Genomic DNA, 14241 nt, shown 5'->3' on the forward strand with positions numbered 1-14241 from the left:
GTCGCCTCCGGCCACAGCTCAGCGGCGACCGGATGCATCGAGCCCGACGGCCTCGAGCATGGCCTGAAGCACGACGGATTCGCGGGGCAGCTCGTGTTCAGGATCGCCCGTCACGAAGATGCGCACCTGCAACAGCGCCTGATGCACGAGCATCGCGAGGCCGGAAAGCACGTTGCCAGGAGCCGACCCCGCTCCGGCACCTGCCAGGAGGTTCCAGATCCTCACGACATCCGTCGGCCACGGATCGTACGCGACGTCGAGCAGCAGAACGCCGTCGGCAGCCGCGCGGGCGATCGCTTCTCCGCTCACGATCGCTCGCGCTCCGCCGTTGGCACCCGCCCCGCCAGGCAGGGTGCTCACGACGAGATCCGGGCGATTCTCCAGCTCACCGCCGAACCGGCCGATATCGATGCGGAGACCGACCGAGTGTGCGAGGTTCGCCAGGTTTGCGGCCCTCGCAGGTTCGCGCACCTGCACCGTGACGTCCTGCGCTCCGAGTTCAGCCGCGGCGACGACGGCCGACGCGGCTGTCGCGCCTCCGCCCCAGATGAGTACCGAGCGTGCCCTGGTCGTTCCTACAGCGGCCAGGGCACGCACGATTCCGGGTACATCGGTGTTGAATCCGCTGAGCGCACGCCTGCCTGCGGCATCCGTGTCGAACACGATGGTGTTGGCCGCACCGGTCAGCCGCGCCGTTCCGTCGAGCGATGTCACCAGCGGCAGCACCGACTGCTTCAGCGGCATCGTCAGCGACAGGCCTCGCCAGGCATCCGACCGCGACGAGACGAAGTCCTCGAGTGTCTCGGGAACGATGTCGGCGCGGCCGTACGACCACGGCAAGCCCAGCGCCGTGTACGCCGCCGCGTGCAGGGCCGGCGACTGGGAATGGGCGATCGGCGAGCCGAGCACGGCCAGCTCACGCTGGCCGTCACTGGCAGTAAGCATCGTTCGCCGCACTCGCGTTGCACCAGTCCTGCAGTTGCTGCACGGCGGCCTCGTGCTGCGCCTCGGTCTGAGAGAACACCGTCGTCCCGTTCTTCAGGTCGACGGTCACGAAGAACAGCCAAGGTCCGGCGGTCGGGTGCAGCGCTGCCTTGATCGCGTCATCGCCAGGGTTCGAGATCGGTCCGACTGGTAGGCCGTCGTGCGCGTAGGTGTTGTAGAGGTTGCTCGCATCGGCGCGCTCGGCATCCGTCGTGAACACGGTCTTCACGCCGGCACCGTAGGCCACTGTCGCGTCGGACTGCAGGCGCATGCCCTGATCGAGCCGGTTCTGGAACACCCTGGCGACCTTGCCCATGTCTGAGACGCTGCCCGCCTCCTTCTGCACGACGGATGCCAGGATCACCGTGTTCCATCGGTTGGCAACTGGCACTCCGTCGTCGTCGAGTGCCTGGAACGCCCGGTCCACGAGTGTCTTGATCACGGTCTTCGCACTGACGTCGGGATCGAAAGTGTAGGTGGCAGGAAAGAGGAATCCGTCCAGATTCTTCGCCTGCGCCGGCAACCCGAAGTCGGTCGGCTTGGCGGCCGCCGTCTTCAGATCGGCGAGTGGGATGCCCGTGGTCTTCGCGAGCGCCGGGAGGATGTTCGCCTCGGTGTCGCCCTCCGGGATCGTGACCGTGCGCTGCAGCTTGTTCGTGGGGTCTTGAAGCGCGGAGAGGGCAGACTTCGCGCTCATCTGCTTCTTCAGCTTGTACACACCGGGCTGGAACACCGGGTCCGGCTTGGTTCGCAACAGAAGCGAGTAGAACGTGTCGTACGTCTTGACGACGCCGGCCTTCTGCAGGGTCGTCGCGATGTCACCTCCGTTGTCGCCGTCCTTGATCGTGATCGTGACGGCGGTCGTGCCCGTTCCTGTGTAGTCGTTCGGCTCGTTGAGAGCGAGGAGCTTGCGCACCTCCGGTTGGAAGGCGCTCCACACGTACGCGCCGGCACCGCCGAGCAGGGCGAGGATGACGACCGTCACGATGGTGGCGACGATCCAGCGGCGCCTCTTCCTGCGCGGTGGCCCGTCGCCTCCGTCCGTGCCCGAACGACCGCCGCCGGCGCCGCGACCGCCGCGTCTGCCCGGCTTCCCGTCGGTCGGATACTCCAGGCTGGACCAGACGTGCGGGCGGGTGTCGGTCGCTACCTGCTCTCCCTGGACCAGCTCTTCCTGGACCGGCTCGCCGTGTCCGGAGTCGAGTGCCCCCCAGAACGACTGCTCGAGACCCGGCTGCTCAAGACCAGGCTGCGCCACTGGGACTTTCCCGGTCTGTCGCGCGGCGTCCCGCTCAGCACGTTCCCGCGCCTCGCGACGCGTCATCGGCGGTCGTTCGCCCTCGAACGACGGGTCGTCCGGCTGGGGAGAGCCGGGCGGAACGGGGTTGGTCACGACTGAGATCCTCTATTCGGGTCTGCGAGGGTTCCTGGGGGCCTTCCGCTCGACCGTTCGACGTCGAGCGCGTGTTGCAAAATAACCGTCGCGGCCGCCTGATCCACCACAGACCGGGAGTTCCGTGTTGTGCGTCCTGCCGCTCGCAGACCGGATTGTGCAGACACCGTCGAGAGCCGCTCGTCCACCAACCGCACCGGAATGCCGCATGCGACGGCGATCCTGTCAGCGAACGCTGTCGCGTCGTCTGTCGACGCCGTGTAGGCGCCGGAAAGCGAAAGCGGAAGGCCGACGATAGCCTCGACCGCTCCGAACTCGGTGACAAGCTCCCGAATGCGCGCTATGTCGCTGTCGTCGTCCGACCGCTGCACGGTCTCGACAGGCAGTGCCAGCATGCCGTCGGGATCGCTGCGGCTCACGCCGATCCGCGCCCTTCCCACGTCGACGCCGACGCGCACTCCGGCTCGCACCGTCGGGTTATCCGATCGCCGAGCGAACGGATGCCAGCGCCGCGTCGATCGCCGAGGCATCCGAACCGCCGCCCTGCGCCAGGTCGTCCTTGCCGCCTCCGCCGCCGCCGAGCACGGATGCCGCGCCCTTCGCCAGTGGGCCGGCCTTGATCCCCGCGTCGCGTGCGGCCTTGTCTGTTGCGACGATGACGACGGGCCGTCCTGCGACGGTCGCGGCAAGTGCCACCACCGACGCATCGCTGCCGAGACGGTCGCGCACTGTCGTCACGAGCATCCGGAGGTCGTCTGCAGAGCCGAGCGAGCCGACGTTCTGTGCGAGGAGTCGTACATCGCCGACGCGCTCGACAGTCTCGAGCAGCCCGGGAACGCGGTCGAGCACTGCACGTGCCTCGAAGGCCGCGATCTTCTTCTCCGCGGCCTTCAGGCTCGTCACGAGGTCGTTGATGCGCTCCGGCAATTGCTCGCGCGGCGTCTTCAACGAGCCGCTGAGCTGCGAGACGATCGCCCTCTCAGCCGCCAGGTCCCGGAATGCCTCGATGCCCACCAGCGACTCCACACGGCGGTTCGTCGAACCGACCGACGACTCGCTGATCAGGTTGATCATGCCGATCTCGGAGCTGGAGGACACATGGGTTCCCGCGCAGAGCTCGCGCGACCAAGGTCCGCCGATGTCGACGACGCGCACGACCTCGCCGTACTTCTCGCCGAACAACGCCATCGCGCCGAGCGCGCGCGCCTCGTCGAGCGGGAGCTCTCGGGTGACGACCTCGAGATCGTCGCGGATCGCGTTGTTCGAGATCTCCTCGATCTCCGTGCGCGTCTCGGGCGACAGCCCCTGATTCCACGAGAAATCGAGGCGCAGGTAGCCGGCCTTGTTGTAGGAACCGGACTGGTGCGCGTTCGGGCCGAGTACCTGACGCAGTGCAGCGTGGATGATGTGGGTGCCGGAGTGCGCCTGGCGTGCGCCGCGGCGGTAGTCGGCATCCACGACGCTCGTCGCGGGGTCGTCGATTCCGACCTCGCCGTGCGTGACCTGCACGGTGTGGCTGATCAGGCCCTTCACGGGCTTCTGCACGTCGAGCACCTCGAGCTCGTAGCCGGGCCCGACGATCGTGCCCTGGTCGGCATCCTGACCTCCCGACTCCGCGTAGAGCGCGGTCTCGGCGAGGATGATCTCTGCGATCTGACCCTCGGATGCCCGCGGCACCGCTACGCCGTCGACGATGATGCCCAGCACTCGGGACTCGGTCTGGAGCTCGCCGTAGCCGGTGAACACGGTCTCGCCCAGCGACCGCAGTCCGCTGTACACCGACAGGTCGGCCAGCGCGCGCTTCTTCGCCTTGGCATCGGCCTTCGCGCGGGTCCGCTGCTGCGCCATGAGCGTGTCGAACGCCGCACGATCGACGCTGATGCCGGCCTCCTCTGCCATCTCGAGCGTCAGGTCGATGGGGAAGCCGTACGTGTCATGCAGCAGGAACGCCGTATCACCCGCAAGCTGTTCGCTGCCCGACGCCTTGGTGTTCGCGACGGCGGTGTCGAGGATGCTCGTTCCGCTCACCAAGGTGCGCAAAAAGGTGTCCTCTTCGGCGAAAGCGAGGTGCGAGATGCGGTCGTAGTCGGTCTCGACCTCGGGGTACGTCGACTTCATGGCATCGCGGGACGCCGCGAAGAGCACGGGGAAGGTCGCAGTCTCAACTCCGAGAAGCCGCATCGAGCGCACGGTGCGACGCAGCAGTCGGCGCAGGATGTAGCCTCTGCCCTCGTTCGACGGCGTGACGCCGTCTGACATCAGCATCAAGGCGCTGCGCACGTGATCGGCGACCACACGCATCCGCACGTCGTCGTCGTGGTTCGCACCGTACGTCTTGCCGGAGAGTTCAGCTGCGCGGTCGAGCACCGGGCGGATCTGATCGATCTCGTAGATGTTCTCCACGCCCTGCTTGAGGAACGCGACCCGCTCCAGGCCCATGCCGGTGTCGATGTTCTTCTTCGGCAGCTCGCCGAGGATCTCGAAGTCGGCCTTGCCGGTGCCCTCGCCACGCAGGTACTGCATGAACACGAGGTTCCAGATCTCGACGTAGCGGTCGTCGTCCGTAGCCGGGCCGCCGTCGATGCCGTATGCGGGCCCGCGGTCGAAGAAGATCTCGGAGCACGGACCGGCCGGACCGGGCACACCTGTCGACCAGTAGTTCGTGTCTTTTCCCAGGCCCTGGATGCGCTCATCCGGCAGGCCGGCGATCTCGCGCCAGTACCGCCTGGCCTCGTCGTCATCCTCGTAGACCGTGACCCAGAGGTCTTTCGGATCGAAGCCGAGGCCGCCGTTGTCTTCGGTGGAGGTCAGGAGCTCCCAGGCGTAGGCGATCGCCTGCTCCTTGAAGTAGTCGCCGAACGACCAGTTGCCCATCATCTGGAAGAACGTGCCGTGACGCGGCGTCTTGCCGACCTCTTCGATGTCGAGGGTGCGGATGCACTTCTGCGAGTCGGCCGCGCGCGGATACGGCGCAGGCACGAGCCCGGTCAGATAAGGCACGAACGGCACCATGCCCGCGATGGTGAAGAGCAGCGTCGGGTCGTCGCTGACCAGCGACGCTGACGGCACGATGGTGTGCTCGCGCTCGGCGAAGTAGTCGAGGAAGCGGCGGCGGATCTCTGCCGTCGGCATCGGGGCTGTCGGCATCGAGGCTGTCGGCGTGGCGGCGGTCTGCATGGTTCCGTTCGTTTGGTGGAGTTCAGCTGTGGCGGCGACGGCCGCTCACGAAAGGTCTGCGATGGTCTCTTCCGCCTGGTCGATGGCTGAGCGCAACTCGGCCTCTCGCTTGCGGTAGCCCTCGCTGACCGCCGCGCCGAAGTCGTGCGCCTTGCGGTCGAGTTCGTCGAAGAACTGCTTGCCCTGCGACGTCTTGTTCACCTGGTGTGCGACGGCGAAGCCGGCAGCGATGCCGACGACGAACCAGACGAAGCTCTTCATCACAAATCTCCTCGTGGTCGTGAATCTGTTGGTGGTTGCTGGTGGATGCACAGCCCTGGTACCTGCGTAACAAGGCGGGGCCGGCCGGTCGATGGGGGCGTGCACGACCGGGCATCCGAGACTCCGGTCAGTTTAGTGCCGGGGTCCTGGAGCCCGGCTCACTCGCGGGCGCCGCGACCTGGCCTGCCGAATCGGAAGGCAGCACGCACGGCGGCGCTGAAACCCGCGAGCTTGATCAGCGGGCCGCCGATCGTTGCGGCGAAAAGTGCGACGAGGGCCGAGACGTTGCCTGTGACATCCTGCACGTTCCGCGTGATGGCGTCGACTCTCGCGAGCTGCTTGTTCGTCTCGCGAAGCGTCTCGGTGGTCTCTTCGAGGATCGGCGTGATGCCGTCGCTGACCTCTTTGATCGAGTCGGTCGTCTGATCGAACACCTTGCCCAGCTTCACGAGCGGAACCGCGAGCAGTGCTACCAGCACCGCGAAAACGCCTGCGGCGATCAGACCCGCGATGTCTCCACCAGACACGCTGCACCGTCCATTCCGTTCGGGGAATACGTCGAAGGGCGGGCCGTCAAAGACAACCCGCCCTCCAGCGTATCTGCATGACTAACGCGCCGCGTAGTACTCCACGACCAGCTGTACGTCACAGGTGACAGGAATCTCTGCGCGCTTGGGACGACGCTCGAGGCGAGCCTGAAGCTTGTCGAGCTCGACGTCGAGGTATGCCGGCGTCTTGGGCAGCACGTCCACGTGACCGCCGGCTGCGGCGACCTGGAACGGCTCGGTGCCCTCTGAGCGGGCCTTGACGTGGATGAGCTGTCCCGGCTTCACGCGGAAGGACGGGCGGTCGACGATCTTGCCGTCCACGAGGATGTGGCGGTGCACGACGAACTGACGTGCCTGCGACGTCGTGCGGGCGAAGCCTGCGCGGAGCACGAGGGCGTCGAGACGCATCTCGAGAAGCTCGACCAGGGTCTCACCGGTCAGGCCCTGCGTGCGGCGGGCCTCTTCGAACGCGATGCGGAGCTGCTTCTCGCGGATGCCGTACTGGGCGCGCAGGCGCTGCTTCTCACGCAGACGAACGGCGTAGTCGCTGTCGGCCTTGCGCTTGGTGCGCCCGTGCTCGCCGGGCGCGTATGGCCGCTTCTCCATGAAGCGGGCGGCCTTCGGGGTCAGGGCGACGCCCAGTGACCGGGAGAGGCGGGTCTTGCTGCGGGAACGTGAAGACACGTCAAGTCCTTTCTGGATTCTTCTCGCTTGTGCTGCCATGAAAGAGGCAGCCATTGTCTGATCCGGCGGGGCACAGCTGTGCTCCGCTTTCGCAATGGGAGGGATTGCCGGGGTTGCTCGGCTAATGAGCACCGTTCCAATCAGGAACAGCCCTGTCGATCGGTAGCCCGCAGCCGCACGGAACCCTGATCTCGGCCTGTCTATGCTACCAGAGCTCTGAGCCCGAACCGACAACCGTCATTCGCCACGCGTGATGCGGCGCAGCTTGGCGAGGCGAACGGCGATCTCGCGCTCGTTGCCGTGCTCGGTTGGCGAGTAGTACACCGAGTTCTTCAGGTCGTCCGGAAGGTATTGCTGACGCACGACGCCCAGTCCATCGTCGTGGGGATAGACGTACCCCTTACCGTGTCCGAGGCGTTTCGCTCCCGGATAGTGCCCATCGCGTAGATGCTTCGGCACTCTGCCGATCTTTCCTGCACGCACATCCGCGATCGCGGCATCCAACGCCATGTAGGCTGCGTTCGATTTCGGTGCGGTCGCCAGATGTACGACGGCCTGGGCGAGCGGGATTCGACCCTCGGGCATTCCGATGTACTGCACTGCATCCGCGGCAGCGACGGCGACGCCGAGCGCGCTCGGATCGGCCATGCCGATGTCTTCCGACGCGAGAACGATGATGCGCCTCGCGATGAACCGCGGGTCCTCCCCTGCCTCGATCATCCTGGCCAGATAGTGCAGCGAGGCGTCGACATCCGAACCGCGAACCGACTTGATGAACGCGCTGATCACGTCGTAGTGCTCGTCGCCGTTGCGGTCGTACCGCAGGAGCGCGCGATCCACGGCGGATGCCACCAGCTCGGCCGTCACCACCGGCACAGCGCCTGCGTCGTCGGCACCGCGCTCGGCATCCTCGCTTGCTCGCGCATTGTCGACGGCGGAGTTGGCTGCGGCGTCCAACGCGGTGAGCGCACGTCGTGCATCGCCGGACGCGAGCCTGATGAGCACCGCTCTGGCCTCCGGCTCGAGCGATACGGCATCCTTGAGTCCCCGCTCGTCGTGCACAGCCCGATCGATCAACACGCCGAGGTCGTCGTCGGAGAGCTGCTCCAACGTGAGCAGGAGGGAACGGGACAGCAGCGGGGAAATGACCGAGAACGACGGATTCTCGGTCGTCGCGGCGACCAGAATGACCCAACCGTTCTCGACCCCCGGCAGAAGGGCGTCCTGCTGAGCCTTCGTGAAGCGGTGGATCTCGTCGAGGAACAGGACGGTGGAGACGCCGTAGAGGTCGCGGTCTGACTGCGCCTGCTCCATCACCGCACGGACGTCGCGCACGCCGGCCGACACGGCGGAGAGTTCGACGAAGCGGCGTCCTGACGAATGTGCGATCACCTGGGCGATCGTGGTCTTGCCCGTGCCGGGCGGGCCCCAGAGGATGACCGAGACGGAGCCGCGCTCCCCCGTCGTGTCCCCAGCGAGCGAGATGAGCGGCGAACCCGGACCCAGAAGGTGACGCTGCCCGGCGATCTCGTCGATTCTGCGCGGCCTCATCCGCACCGCCAGCGGTGTCGCGCCCACGCGCAACCCCTGCTGTGTGCTCGCCATGCGCTCAAGGATAGAGCGGTGCACTGACAGCCTCTTCATTTGGACTGCATGGGCTCGGTGCGTAAAGTTCAGCCGTGGGTTGCCCTCGTCGGCGGCCCGCGCCCCTGACTGCCCCTGACTCTCGGCGCTGAAGCGCCCCCGGTGGAGGATGCCCGTGTCCGCGAAGAAGCAGAACGACCGCGAGGCGAGACAGGCTCGCGAGCGGCTGCGCGCCTATCAGGCCAGACAGGCCGTGCACGATCACACGAAGAAGAGGCGCGTGCGCGACAACCTGATCGCCGGTGGTGTGGTGGTGATCGTGCTGGCGCTGGCCGTCGTGCTGCAGCTCACCTATTTCTCTGCAGGGCCGGGCAAGCCTGTCGCGTCGGCCAAAGCATCCGCGACCGCGACGCCCACCCCGACCGCCGCGGCGACCGACGGGAACTCCGGCGATGTACCGTCCAAATCGCTTGCCGATGGACGTACCTGGACGGGAACTCTCAAGATCAACAACATCTCTCTTGGCATCTCGCTCGACGGTGCCAAGGCTCCGCAGGCGGTGTCGTCGATGATCTCGCTGGCGAAGAAGGACTTCTTCAACGGCACGAAATGCCACCGCCTCACCACGAGCGACGGCTTCAAGGTGCTGCAGTGCGGCGACCCGAAGGGCGATGGCACCGGGGGGCCCGGCTACTACTTCGGCCCGGTCGAGAACGCCCCCTCCGACGGCAAGTACGTCGAAGGCACCATCGCGATGGCGAGGCAGAGCGACAATGCCTACAGCAACGGCAGCCAATTCTTCATCGTCTACGGCGACACGACGATTCCGGCAGACAGCGCCGGTGGATACACGGTCATCGGCAAGGTCACGAGCGGGCTCGACACGCTGAAGAAGGATGTCACAGACAAGGGCGTGCAGGGCGGGGGAACGGACGGCACACCGGTCGTCACGCCGACCATCGATTCGCTCACCCTGAAGTGACGTTACGGCCCGGCACAAGGGTCGGCATGCCGTGCAATAGGATTTTGTACCGGGCCGTGGTGATATCGCGGCCGTACTCGGACAGGTGAGACTCGTGGCAACTTCTGAACAGCACCCGTTGGGGCGTGTCGATGACGCCGGCGTCGTCTACGTGCGCGTCGGCGAGGAAGAGCGTGTGGTCGGTGAATATCCCGGCGCCACCGCAGAGGAGGCACTCGCCTATTTCGAGCGCAAGTACGCGGATCTCGCGGGCCAGGTCGGTCTGCTGGAGCAGCGAGCGCGTCGTGGCGCACCGGCATCCGATGTCGCGAAGGCCGTCGCGACCCTCAAAGAGTCTGTTGCGAACGCGAACGCCGTCGGAGATCTTGCGGCTCTCGACGAACGGCTCTCGAAGCTGAGCGGCGCCGTCGAGGAGCTCACGGAGCAGCAGAGCGCAGAGGCGAAGGCCGCCATCGAGCAGGCCATCGCGGAACGCACGGCGATCGTCGAAGGGGTCGAGGCGCTTGCCGACGAAGACCCTGCGAAGACGCAGTGGAAGGAAGCGGGGGCCAAGCTCGACGAGCTCTTCGCCGCGTGGCAGAAGCACCAGCACGATGGGCCTCGCCTGCCCAAGAACGACGCCAACGAACTGTGGAAGCGATTCCGCGCGGCCCGCACGACGCTCGAGCGCAATCGCAAGGCCTTCTTCGCCGAGCTCGATACGCAGCACCGCGACGTTCGGGCTCGCAAGACGGAGCTCATCGAGCGGGCCGAAGGGCTGGCACCTCTCGGCGTCGGAGGCATTCCCGAGTACCGCACGCTGCTCGACGACTGGAAGCGGGCTGGCCGAGCCGGCAAGCGGACCGACGACGCGCTCTGGGCCAGGTTCAAGGCCGCCGGCGACGTTCTCTATGCGGCGAAGGCGGAGTCGGACGCCGTCGAGAACGAAGAGTTCCAGCAGAATCTCGAGCAGAAGCTCGCGCTTCTCGAGGAGGCGGAGCCGCTTCTCAAGGCCACCGACCGTAGCGCGGCCAGGGCGACGCTCCTGTCCATCCAGACGCGATGGGATGCCGTCGGCAAGGTCCCGCGTGACCAGGTCAAGACGATCGAAGAACGGCTGCGTCGCGTCGAGACGTCCGTGCGCAAGCTGGACGAGGAGCACTGGCAACGGAGCAACCCCGAGAAGAAGGCACGCTCGGAGGGGCTCGCTGCGCAGCTCGCCGATGCCATCGCCAAGCTCGAATCAGAGCTCGAAGAGGCGAAGGCGTCCGGCGATGCGAAGGCGATCGCGAACGCTCAGGAAGCACTGGACGCGCGAAAGGCGTGGCTGGGCGCGATTCACTGATCCGCTGTTCTCCACCGGCTCGAGTTCTCCACGAACCTCGGCAGGAGCGGAGTCGGTAGTCGTGCGGAACGCGACGATGGAGGTATGGCTCGATCGATGGCATCCGTACTCCGCCCGGGCGGGGTCCTCACCGTCGCCGAGCTGAGTGCGTCGCGCCTCGACGGTGAGGTCTTTCGCATCGACGAGGCGTTCGCTCCCGTCGACGAGGTCGACTGCGACGGTCTGCGTGCCCTGGCCATGCTCGAGCTCACGGGCACACGCATGATCGCGGAACTCGACAGCGCGCTGTGGATCAACGGCATCCGTCCGACTCCACCGTCCGTCCACCGGGTCTGCGTCGCCCGTACCGATCGCATGAAGTTCCCGCCGTCGCCGCGATTCGTGGTGCGCGAGGTGACCCTTCGGCCTGGCGACGTCGAGTCGATCTCCGGCATGCGGGTCACGGTGCCGGCGCGCATCCTCTTCGATCTGGCTGTGGTCGGCGGCGACGATTCCTCCCGCGATGCCGCAGCGCTTCTGGAACGCTGGCCGACCTGCCTGCACGCGTGCGTTTCGCGGGTTAAGAAGACCCACAACCTTCCAGGCAAGAACGCGGCACTGGCCCGGCTGAGGGAATGGACGACTCAGCCGGCGCTGACCCGGTACACGTCGTAGACGGCGTCGATGCGGCGAACAGCGTTCAAGACGCGGTCCAAGTGTGTCGTGTCCCCCATCTCGAAGACGAAACGGCTCAACGCCAGACGATCGCTCGAGGTGGAGACCGTTGCCGAGAGGATGTTCACGTGGTGTTCCGAGAGCACTCGGGTCACATCCGAGAGCAGACCGGATCGATCGAGTGCCTCCACCTGGATCTGAACCATGAAGATGCTCTTAGAGGAAGGCGCCCACTCCACATCGATCATGCGCTCCGGCTCGCGCATCAGGTCCTGTACGTTGTGACAATTCGCCTGGTGAACGCTGACACCCGATCCGCGCGTGATGAAGCCGACGATGGCGTCACCCGGAACCGGCGTACAGCACTTGGCGAGCTTGACGAGGATGTCAGGTGCCCCACGAACGAGCACGCCGGAGTCGCTGTTGCGCAGCTGTCGTCCTCGCGCCCTGGCGGGCGGAGGCAACTCTGTCACGTCGCTCTCGGTCTCCGACTGCAGCGAGGTGACGACCTTCTCCAGCACCGACTGGGTGCTGACATGGCCCTCGCCGATCGCGGCGTACAACGCCGAGACGTCGTCGTACTTCATGAGCGCCGCGACCTCGCCGAGAGAGTCCTGGCTCATCAGTCGTTGCAGCGGAAGGTTCTGCTTGCGCATCGCCCTGGCGATGGAGTCTTTACCCTGCTCGATCGCCTCGTCACGGCGTTCCTTCGTGAACCACTGGCGGATCTTGTTCCGTGCCCTCGGGCTCTTGACGAAGTTCAGCCAGTCCTGGCTCGGCCCGGAATCGGGATTCTTCGACGTGAAGACCTCGACCACGTCACCTGTCGCGAGCGGCGATTCGAGAGGCACGAGGCGACCGTTCACCTTCGCGCCCATGGTGCGGTGGCCCACCTCCGTATGCACGGCGTACGCGAAGTCGACGGGCGTGGCTCCCGATGGCAGCCCGATCACCCTGCCCTTCGGGGTGAAGACGTAGACCTCTTTGGCACCGATCTCGAAGCGCAGCGAGTCCAAGAACTCGCTCGGATCGGCCGTCTCGGCCTGCCAGTCCGAGATGTGCGCGAGCCACGCCATGTCGGTGTCGACCTTGCCGTCGTCCTTACCGGCGACCCTCTCCTTGTACTTCCAGTGAGCGGCGACACCGAACTCGGCACGCTGGTGCATCTCCTCCGTGCGGATCTGGATCTCGACCGCGCGGCCCTCCGGGCCGATCACCGTGGTGTGCAGGGATTGGTAGAGGTTGAACTTCGGGGTGGCGATGTAATCCTTGAAGCGTCCGGGCATCGGAGTCCATCTGGCGTGGATCTGCCCGAGCACGGCGTAGCAATCCCGCACGGATCCGACGATTACACGGATGCCGACAAGATCGTAGATCTCGTCGAACTCACGCCCCCGAACCACCATCTTCTGGTAGATCGAGTAGAACTGCTTCGGCCTGCCGACGACCTTTCCGCGCATCTTCGCGGATTTCAGATCATCGTTGATGGAGTCCGTCACGTGCTGCACGACGCGTTCGCGCTCGGGCGAACGCTGCTTGACGAGATTCTCGATCTCGACATACAGCTTCGGATAGAGGACTGCGAACGAAAGATCTTCAAGCTCCCACTTGATGGCCTGGATACCGAGTCGATGCGCGAGCGGAGCGTAGATCTCCAGCGTCTCGGTGGCTTTCCTCGTTGCGGTCGATGCGGGGACGAATCCCCAGGTACGGGCGTTGTGCAACCGATCGGCAAGCTTGATGATCAGCACGCGGATGTCTTTCGACATCGCCACGATCATCTTGCGAACAGTCTCCGCCTGGGCGCTCTCGCCGTACTTGACCTTGTCGAGCTTGGTCACGCCGTCGACGAGCATGCCGATCTCGTCACCGAAGTCGGCGCGCAGCTCGTCCAGGGAGTACTCGGTGTCCTCGACGGTGTCGTGCAGCAGCGCCGCGGCGATGGCTTTGGATCCGATCCCGAGGTCTGCCAGAATCTGCGCGACGGCCACGGGATGCGTGATGTAGGGCTCGCCGCTGCGCCTCGTCTGCCCCGAATGGGCACGTTCTGCAGCTCTATACGCGCGTTCGATCAGCGCCAGATCGGCCTTCGGGTGGTGCATCCGTACGGTCTTCAAAAGCGTGTCCACTGCACCGGCAGGCTGCTGGGCACGGGAGAAGAGCCTCGGTACCAGACGGCGCAAGGAGGCGGTCTGCGGCGTCGTCGTATCAACCATCAGTATCGCCTCCCTCGATTATTATCGCGGGTCCGCTCCGGCCGTATGGACGGGTCCGCTCACAGCGCAGTGTCCGCCCTAGCTTCGCCCGTCGACTTCGCCCGTCACGACATTGCCCCCGGATGCCTGCCAGGCCACCATTCCGCCGGCCACGTCGATCGCGGCGTAGTCCGCGCGCACCAGGGAATCGGTGACCATGCGGGACCGACCGCCGACGTGGCAGATGACCGCGATCGGCGTCCCGTCGTCCGGCAGTTCGTCTTGCCGGAGTCCGAGGTCGCCCATCGGAATGTGGTGTGCCTCCGGCACGTGGCCGTCCACCCACTCGGATGGTTCACGAACGTCGAGAAGCCACACCTTGTCAGCAGCTACAAGTGCTATCGCCTCGCGCGCGTCGATGGACTCACCCGGTTCGTGCGCTGACGGCATGGTCT

13 protein-coding genes are annotated in these 14241 nt (G+C 65.9%); 3 read left to right on the top strand and 10 right to left on the bottom strand.

Features of this window, described 5'->3' with window-relative positions; translation table 11 throughout:
- Positions 1 to 18 precede the first annotated feature (18 nt).
- From MJ603_RS07485 to MJ603_RS07520, 8 genes are all read right to left on the bottom strand, one after another.
- Positions 19 to 945, bottom strand: coding sequence for a shikimate dehydrogenase (locus MJ603_RS07485; RefSeq protein WP_243063066.1), 927 nt, complete (start codon positions 943 to 945; stop codon positions 19 to 21).
- Positions 929 to 2377 carry an endolytic transglycosylase MltG gene (gene mltG, locus MJ603_RS07490; RefSeq protein WP_243063067.1) on the bottom strand — a complete coding sequence of 483 codons (1449 nt, stop codon included), beginning with the start codon at positions 2375 to 2377 and terminating at the stop codon, positions 929 to 931. The genes MJ603_RS07485 and mltG overlap by 17 nt, the downstream gene beginning before the upstream one ends.
- Entirely contained in the window at positions 2374 to 2847 is a 474-nt protein-coding gene (gene ruvX / locus MJ603_RS07495; protein ID WP_243063068.1) for a Holliday junction resolvase RuvX, read from the bottom strand. Before ruvX ends, mltG begins: the two co-directional genes overlap by 4 nt.
- Positions 2848 to 2854: 7 nt before the next feature.
- The gene (gene alaS / locus MJ603_RS07500) at positions 2855 to 5509 is read right to left on the bottom strand and encodes an alanine--tRNA ligase (RefSeq protein ID WP_243063304.1); all 2655 of its coding nucleotides are present in this window, start codon (positions 5507 to 5509) and stop codon (positions 2855 to 2857) included.
- 90 nt (positions 5510 to 5599) lie between these two features.
- On the bottom strand, positions 5600 to 5815 hold the full coding sequence (locus MJ603_RS07505) for a hypothetical protein (RefSeq protein WP_243063069.1): 216 nt from the start codon (positions 5813 to 5815) through the stop codon (positions 5600 to 5602).
- Positions 5816 to 5973: 158 nt separating this feature from the next.
- Positions 5974 to 6342: a DUF948 domain-containing protein gene (locus MJ603_RS07510; RefSeq protein WP_243063070.1), complete on the bottom strand. Its 369-nt coding sequence runs from the start codon at positions 6340 to 6342 to the stop codon at positions 5974 to 5976.
- A gap of 81 nt (positions 6343 to 6423) precedes the next feature.
- Positions 6424 to 7047 carry a 30S ribosomal protein S4 gene (gene rpsD, locus MJ603_RS07515; RefSeq protein ID WP_374230857.1) on the bottom strand — a complete coding sequence of 208 codons (624 nt, stop codon included), beginning with the start codon at positions 7045 to 7047 and terminating at the stop codon, positions 6424 to 6426.
- A 237-nt stretch (positions 7048 to 7284) separates the two neighbouring features.
- On the bottom strand, positions 7285 to 8652 hold the full coding sequence (locus tag MJ603_RS07520; protein WP_243063072.1) for a replication-associated recombination protein A: 1368 nt from the start codon (positions 8650 to 8652) through the stop codon (positions 7285 to 7287).
- Between the two features lie 148 nt (positions 8653 to 8800).
- On the opposite strand from MJ603_RS07520, the gene MJ603_RS07525 reads away from it, so the two are divergent.
- From MJ603_RS07525 to MJ603_RS07535, 3 genes are all read left to right on the top strand, one after another.
- A complete protein-coding gene (locus MJ603_RS07525) occupies positions 8801 to 9613 on the top strand; it encodes a peptidylprolyl isomerase (RefSeq protein ID WP_243063073.1) in 813 nt (270 codons plus the stop codon).
- 94 nt (positions 9614 to 9707) lie between these two features.
- Entirely contained in the window at positions 9708 to 10937 is a 1230-nt protein-coding gene (locus MJ603_RS07530) for a DUF349 domain-containing protein (protein ID WP_243063074.1), read from the top strand.
- 96 nt (positions 10938 to 11033) lie between these two features.
- On the top strand, positions 11034 to 11591 hold the full coding sequence (locus MJ603_RS07535) for a hypothetical protein (protein WP_243063075.1): 558 nt from the start codon (positions 11034 to 11036) through the stop codon (positions 11589 to 11591).
- On the opposite strand, the gene MJ603_RS07540 is transcribed toward MJ603_RS07535, so the two are convergent.
- Together MJ603_RS07540 and MJ603_RS07545 are read right to left on the bottom strand one after the other, a co-directional pair.
- Positions 11561 to 13807 carry a bifunctional (p)ppGpp synthetase/guanosine-3',5'-bis(diphosphate) 3'-pyrophosphohydrolase gene (locus MJ603_RS07540; RefSeq protein ID WP_243063076.1) on the bottom strand — a complete coding sequence of 749 codons (2247 nt, stop codon included), beginning with the start codon at positions 13805 to 13807 and terminating at the stop codon, positions 11561 to 11563. The genes MJ603_RS07535 and MJ603_RS07540 overlap by 31 nt on opposite strands.
- Before the next feature lie 78 nt (positions 13808 to 13885).
- Positions 13886 to 14236, bottom strand: coding sequence for a rhodanese-like domain-containing protein (locus MJ603_RS07545; protein ID WP_243063077.1), 351 nt, complete (start codon positions 14234 to 14236; stop codon positions 13886 to 13888).
- Positions 14237 to 14241: the final 5 nt, after the last annotated feature.

The organism is Humibacter sp. RRB41 (assembly GCF_022761015.1).
Lineage (GTDB): Bacteria > Actinomycetota > Actinomycetes > Actinomycetales > Microbacteriaceae > Humibacter.

Coding starts and splice junctions, on each gene's coding strand:
- MJ603_RS07485 (WP_243063066.1), bottom strand. CDS start 945: ATGCTTACTGCCAGTGACGGCCAGCGTGAGCTGGCCGTGCTCGGCTCG.
- MJ603_RS07520 (WP_243063072.1), bottom strand. CDS start 8,652: ATGGCGAGCACACAGCAGGGGTTGCGCGTGGGCGCGACACCGCTGGCG.
- MJ603_RS07505 (WP_243063069.1), bottom strand. CDS start 5,815: ATGAAGAGCTTCGTCTGGTTCGTCGTCGGCATCGCTGCCGGCTTCGCC.
- MJ603_RS07540 (WP_243063076.1), bottom strand. CDS start 13,807: ATGGTTGATACGACGACGCCGCAGACCGCCTCCTTGCGCCGTCTGGTA.
- alaS (WP_243063304.1), bottom strand. CDS start 5,509: ATGCCGACGGCAGAGATCCGCCGCCGCTTCCTCGACTACTTCGCCGAG.
- MJ603_RS07545 (WP_243063077.1), bottom strand. CDS start 14,236: ATGCCGTCAGCGCACGAACCGGGTGAGTCCATCGACGCGCGCGAGGCG.
- MJ603_RS07535 (WP_243063075.1), top strand. CDS start 11,034: ATGGCATCCGTACTCCGCCCGGGCGGGGTCCTCACCGTCGCCGAGCTG.
- MJ603_RS07525 (WP_243063073.1), top strand. CDS start 8,801: ATGCCCGTGTCCGCGAAGAAGCAGAACGACCGCGAGGCGAGACAGGCT.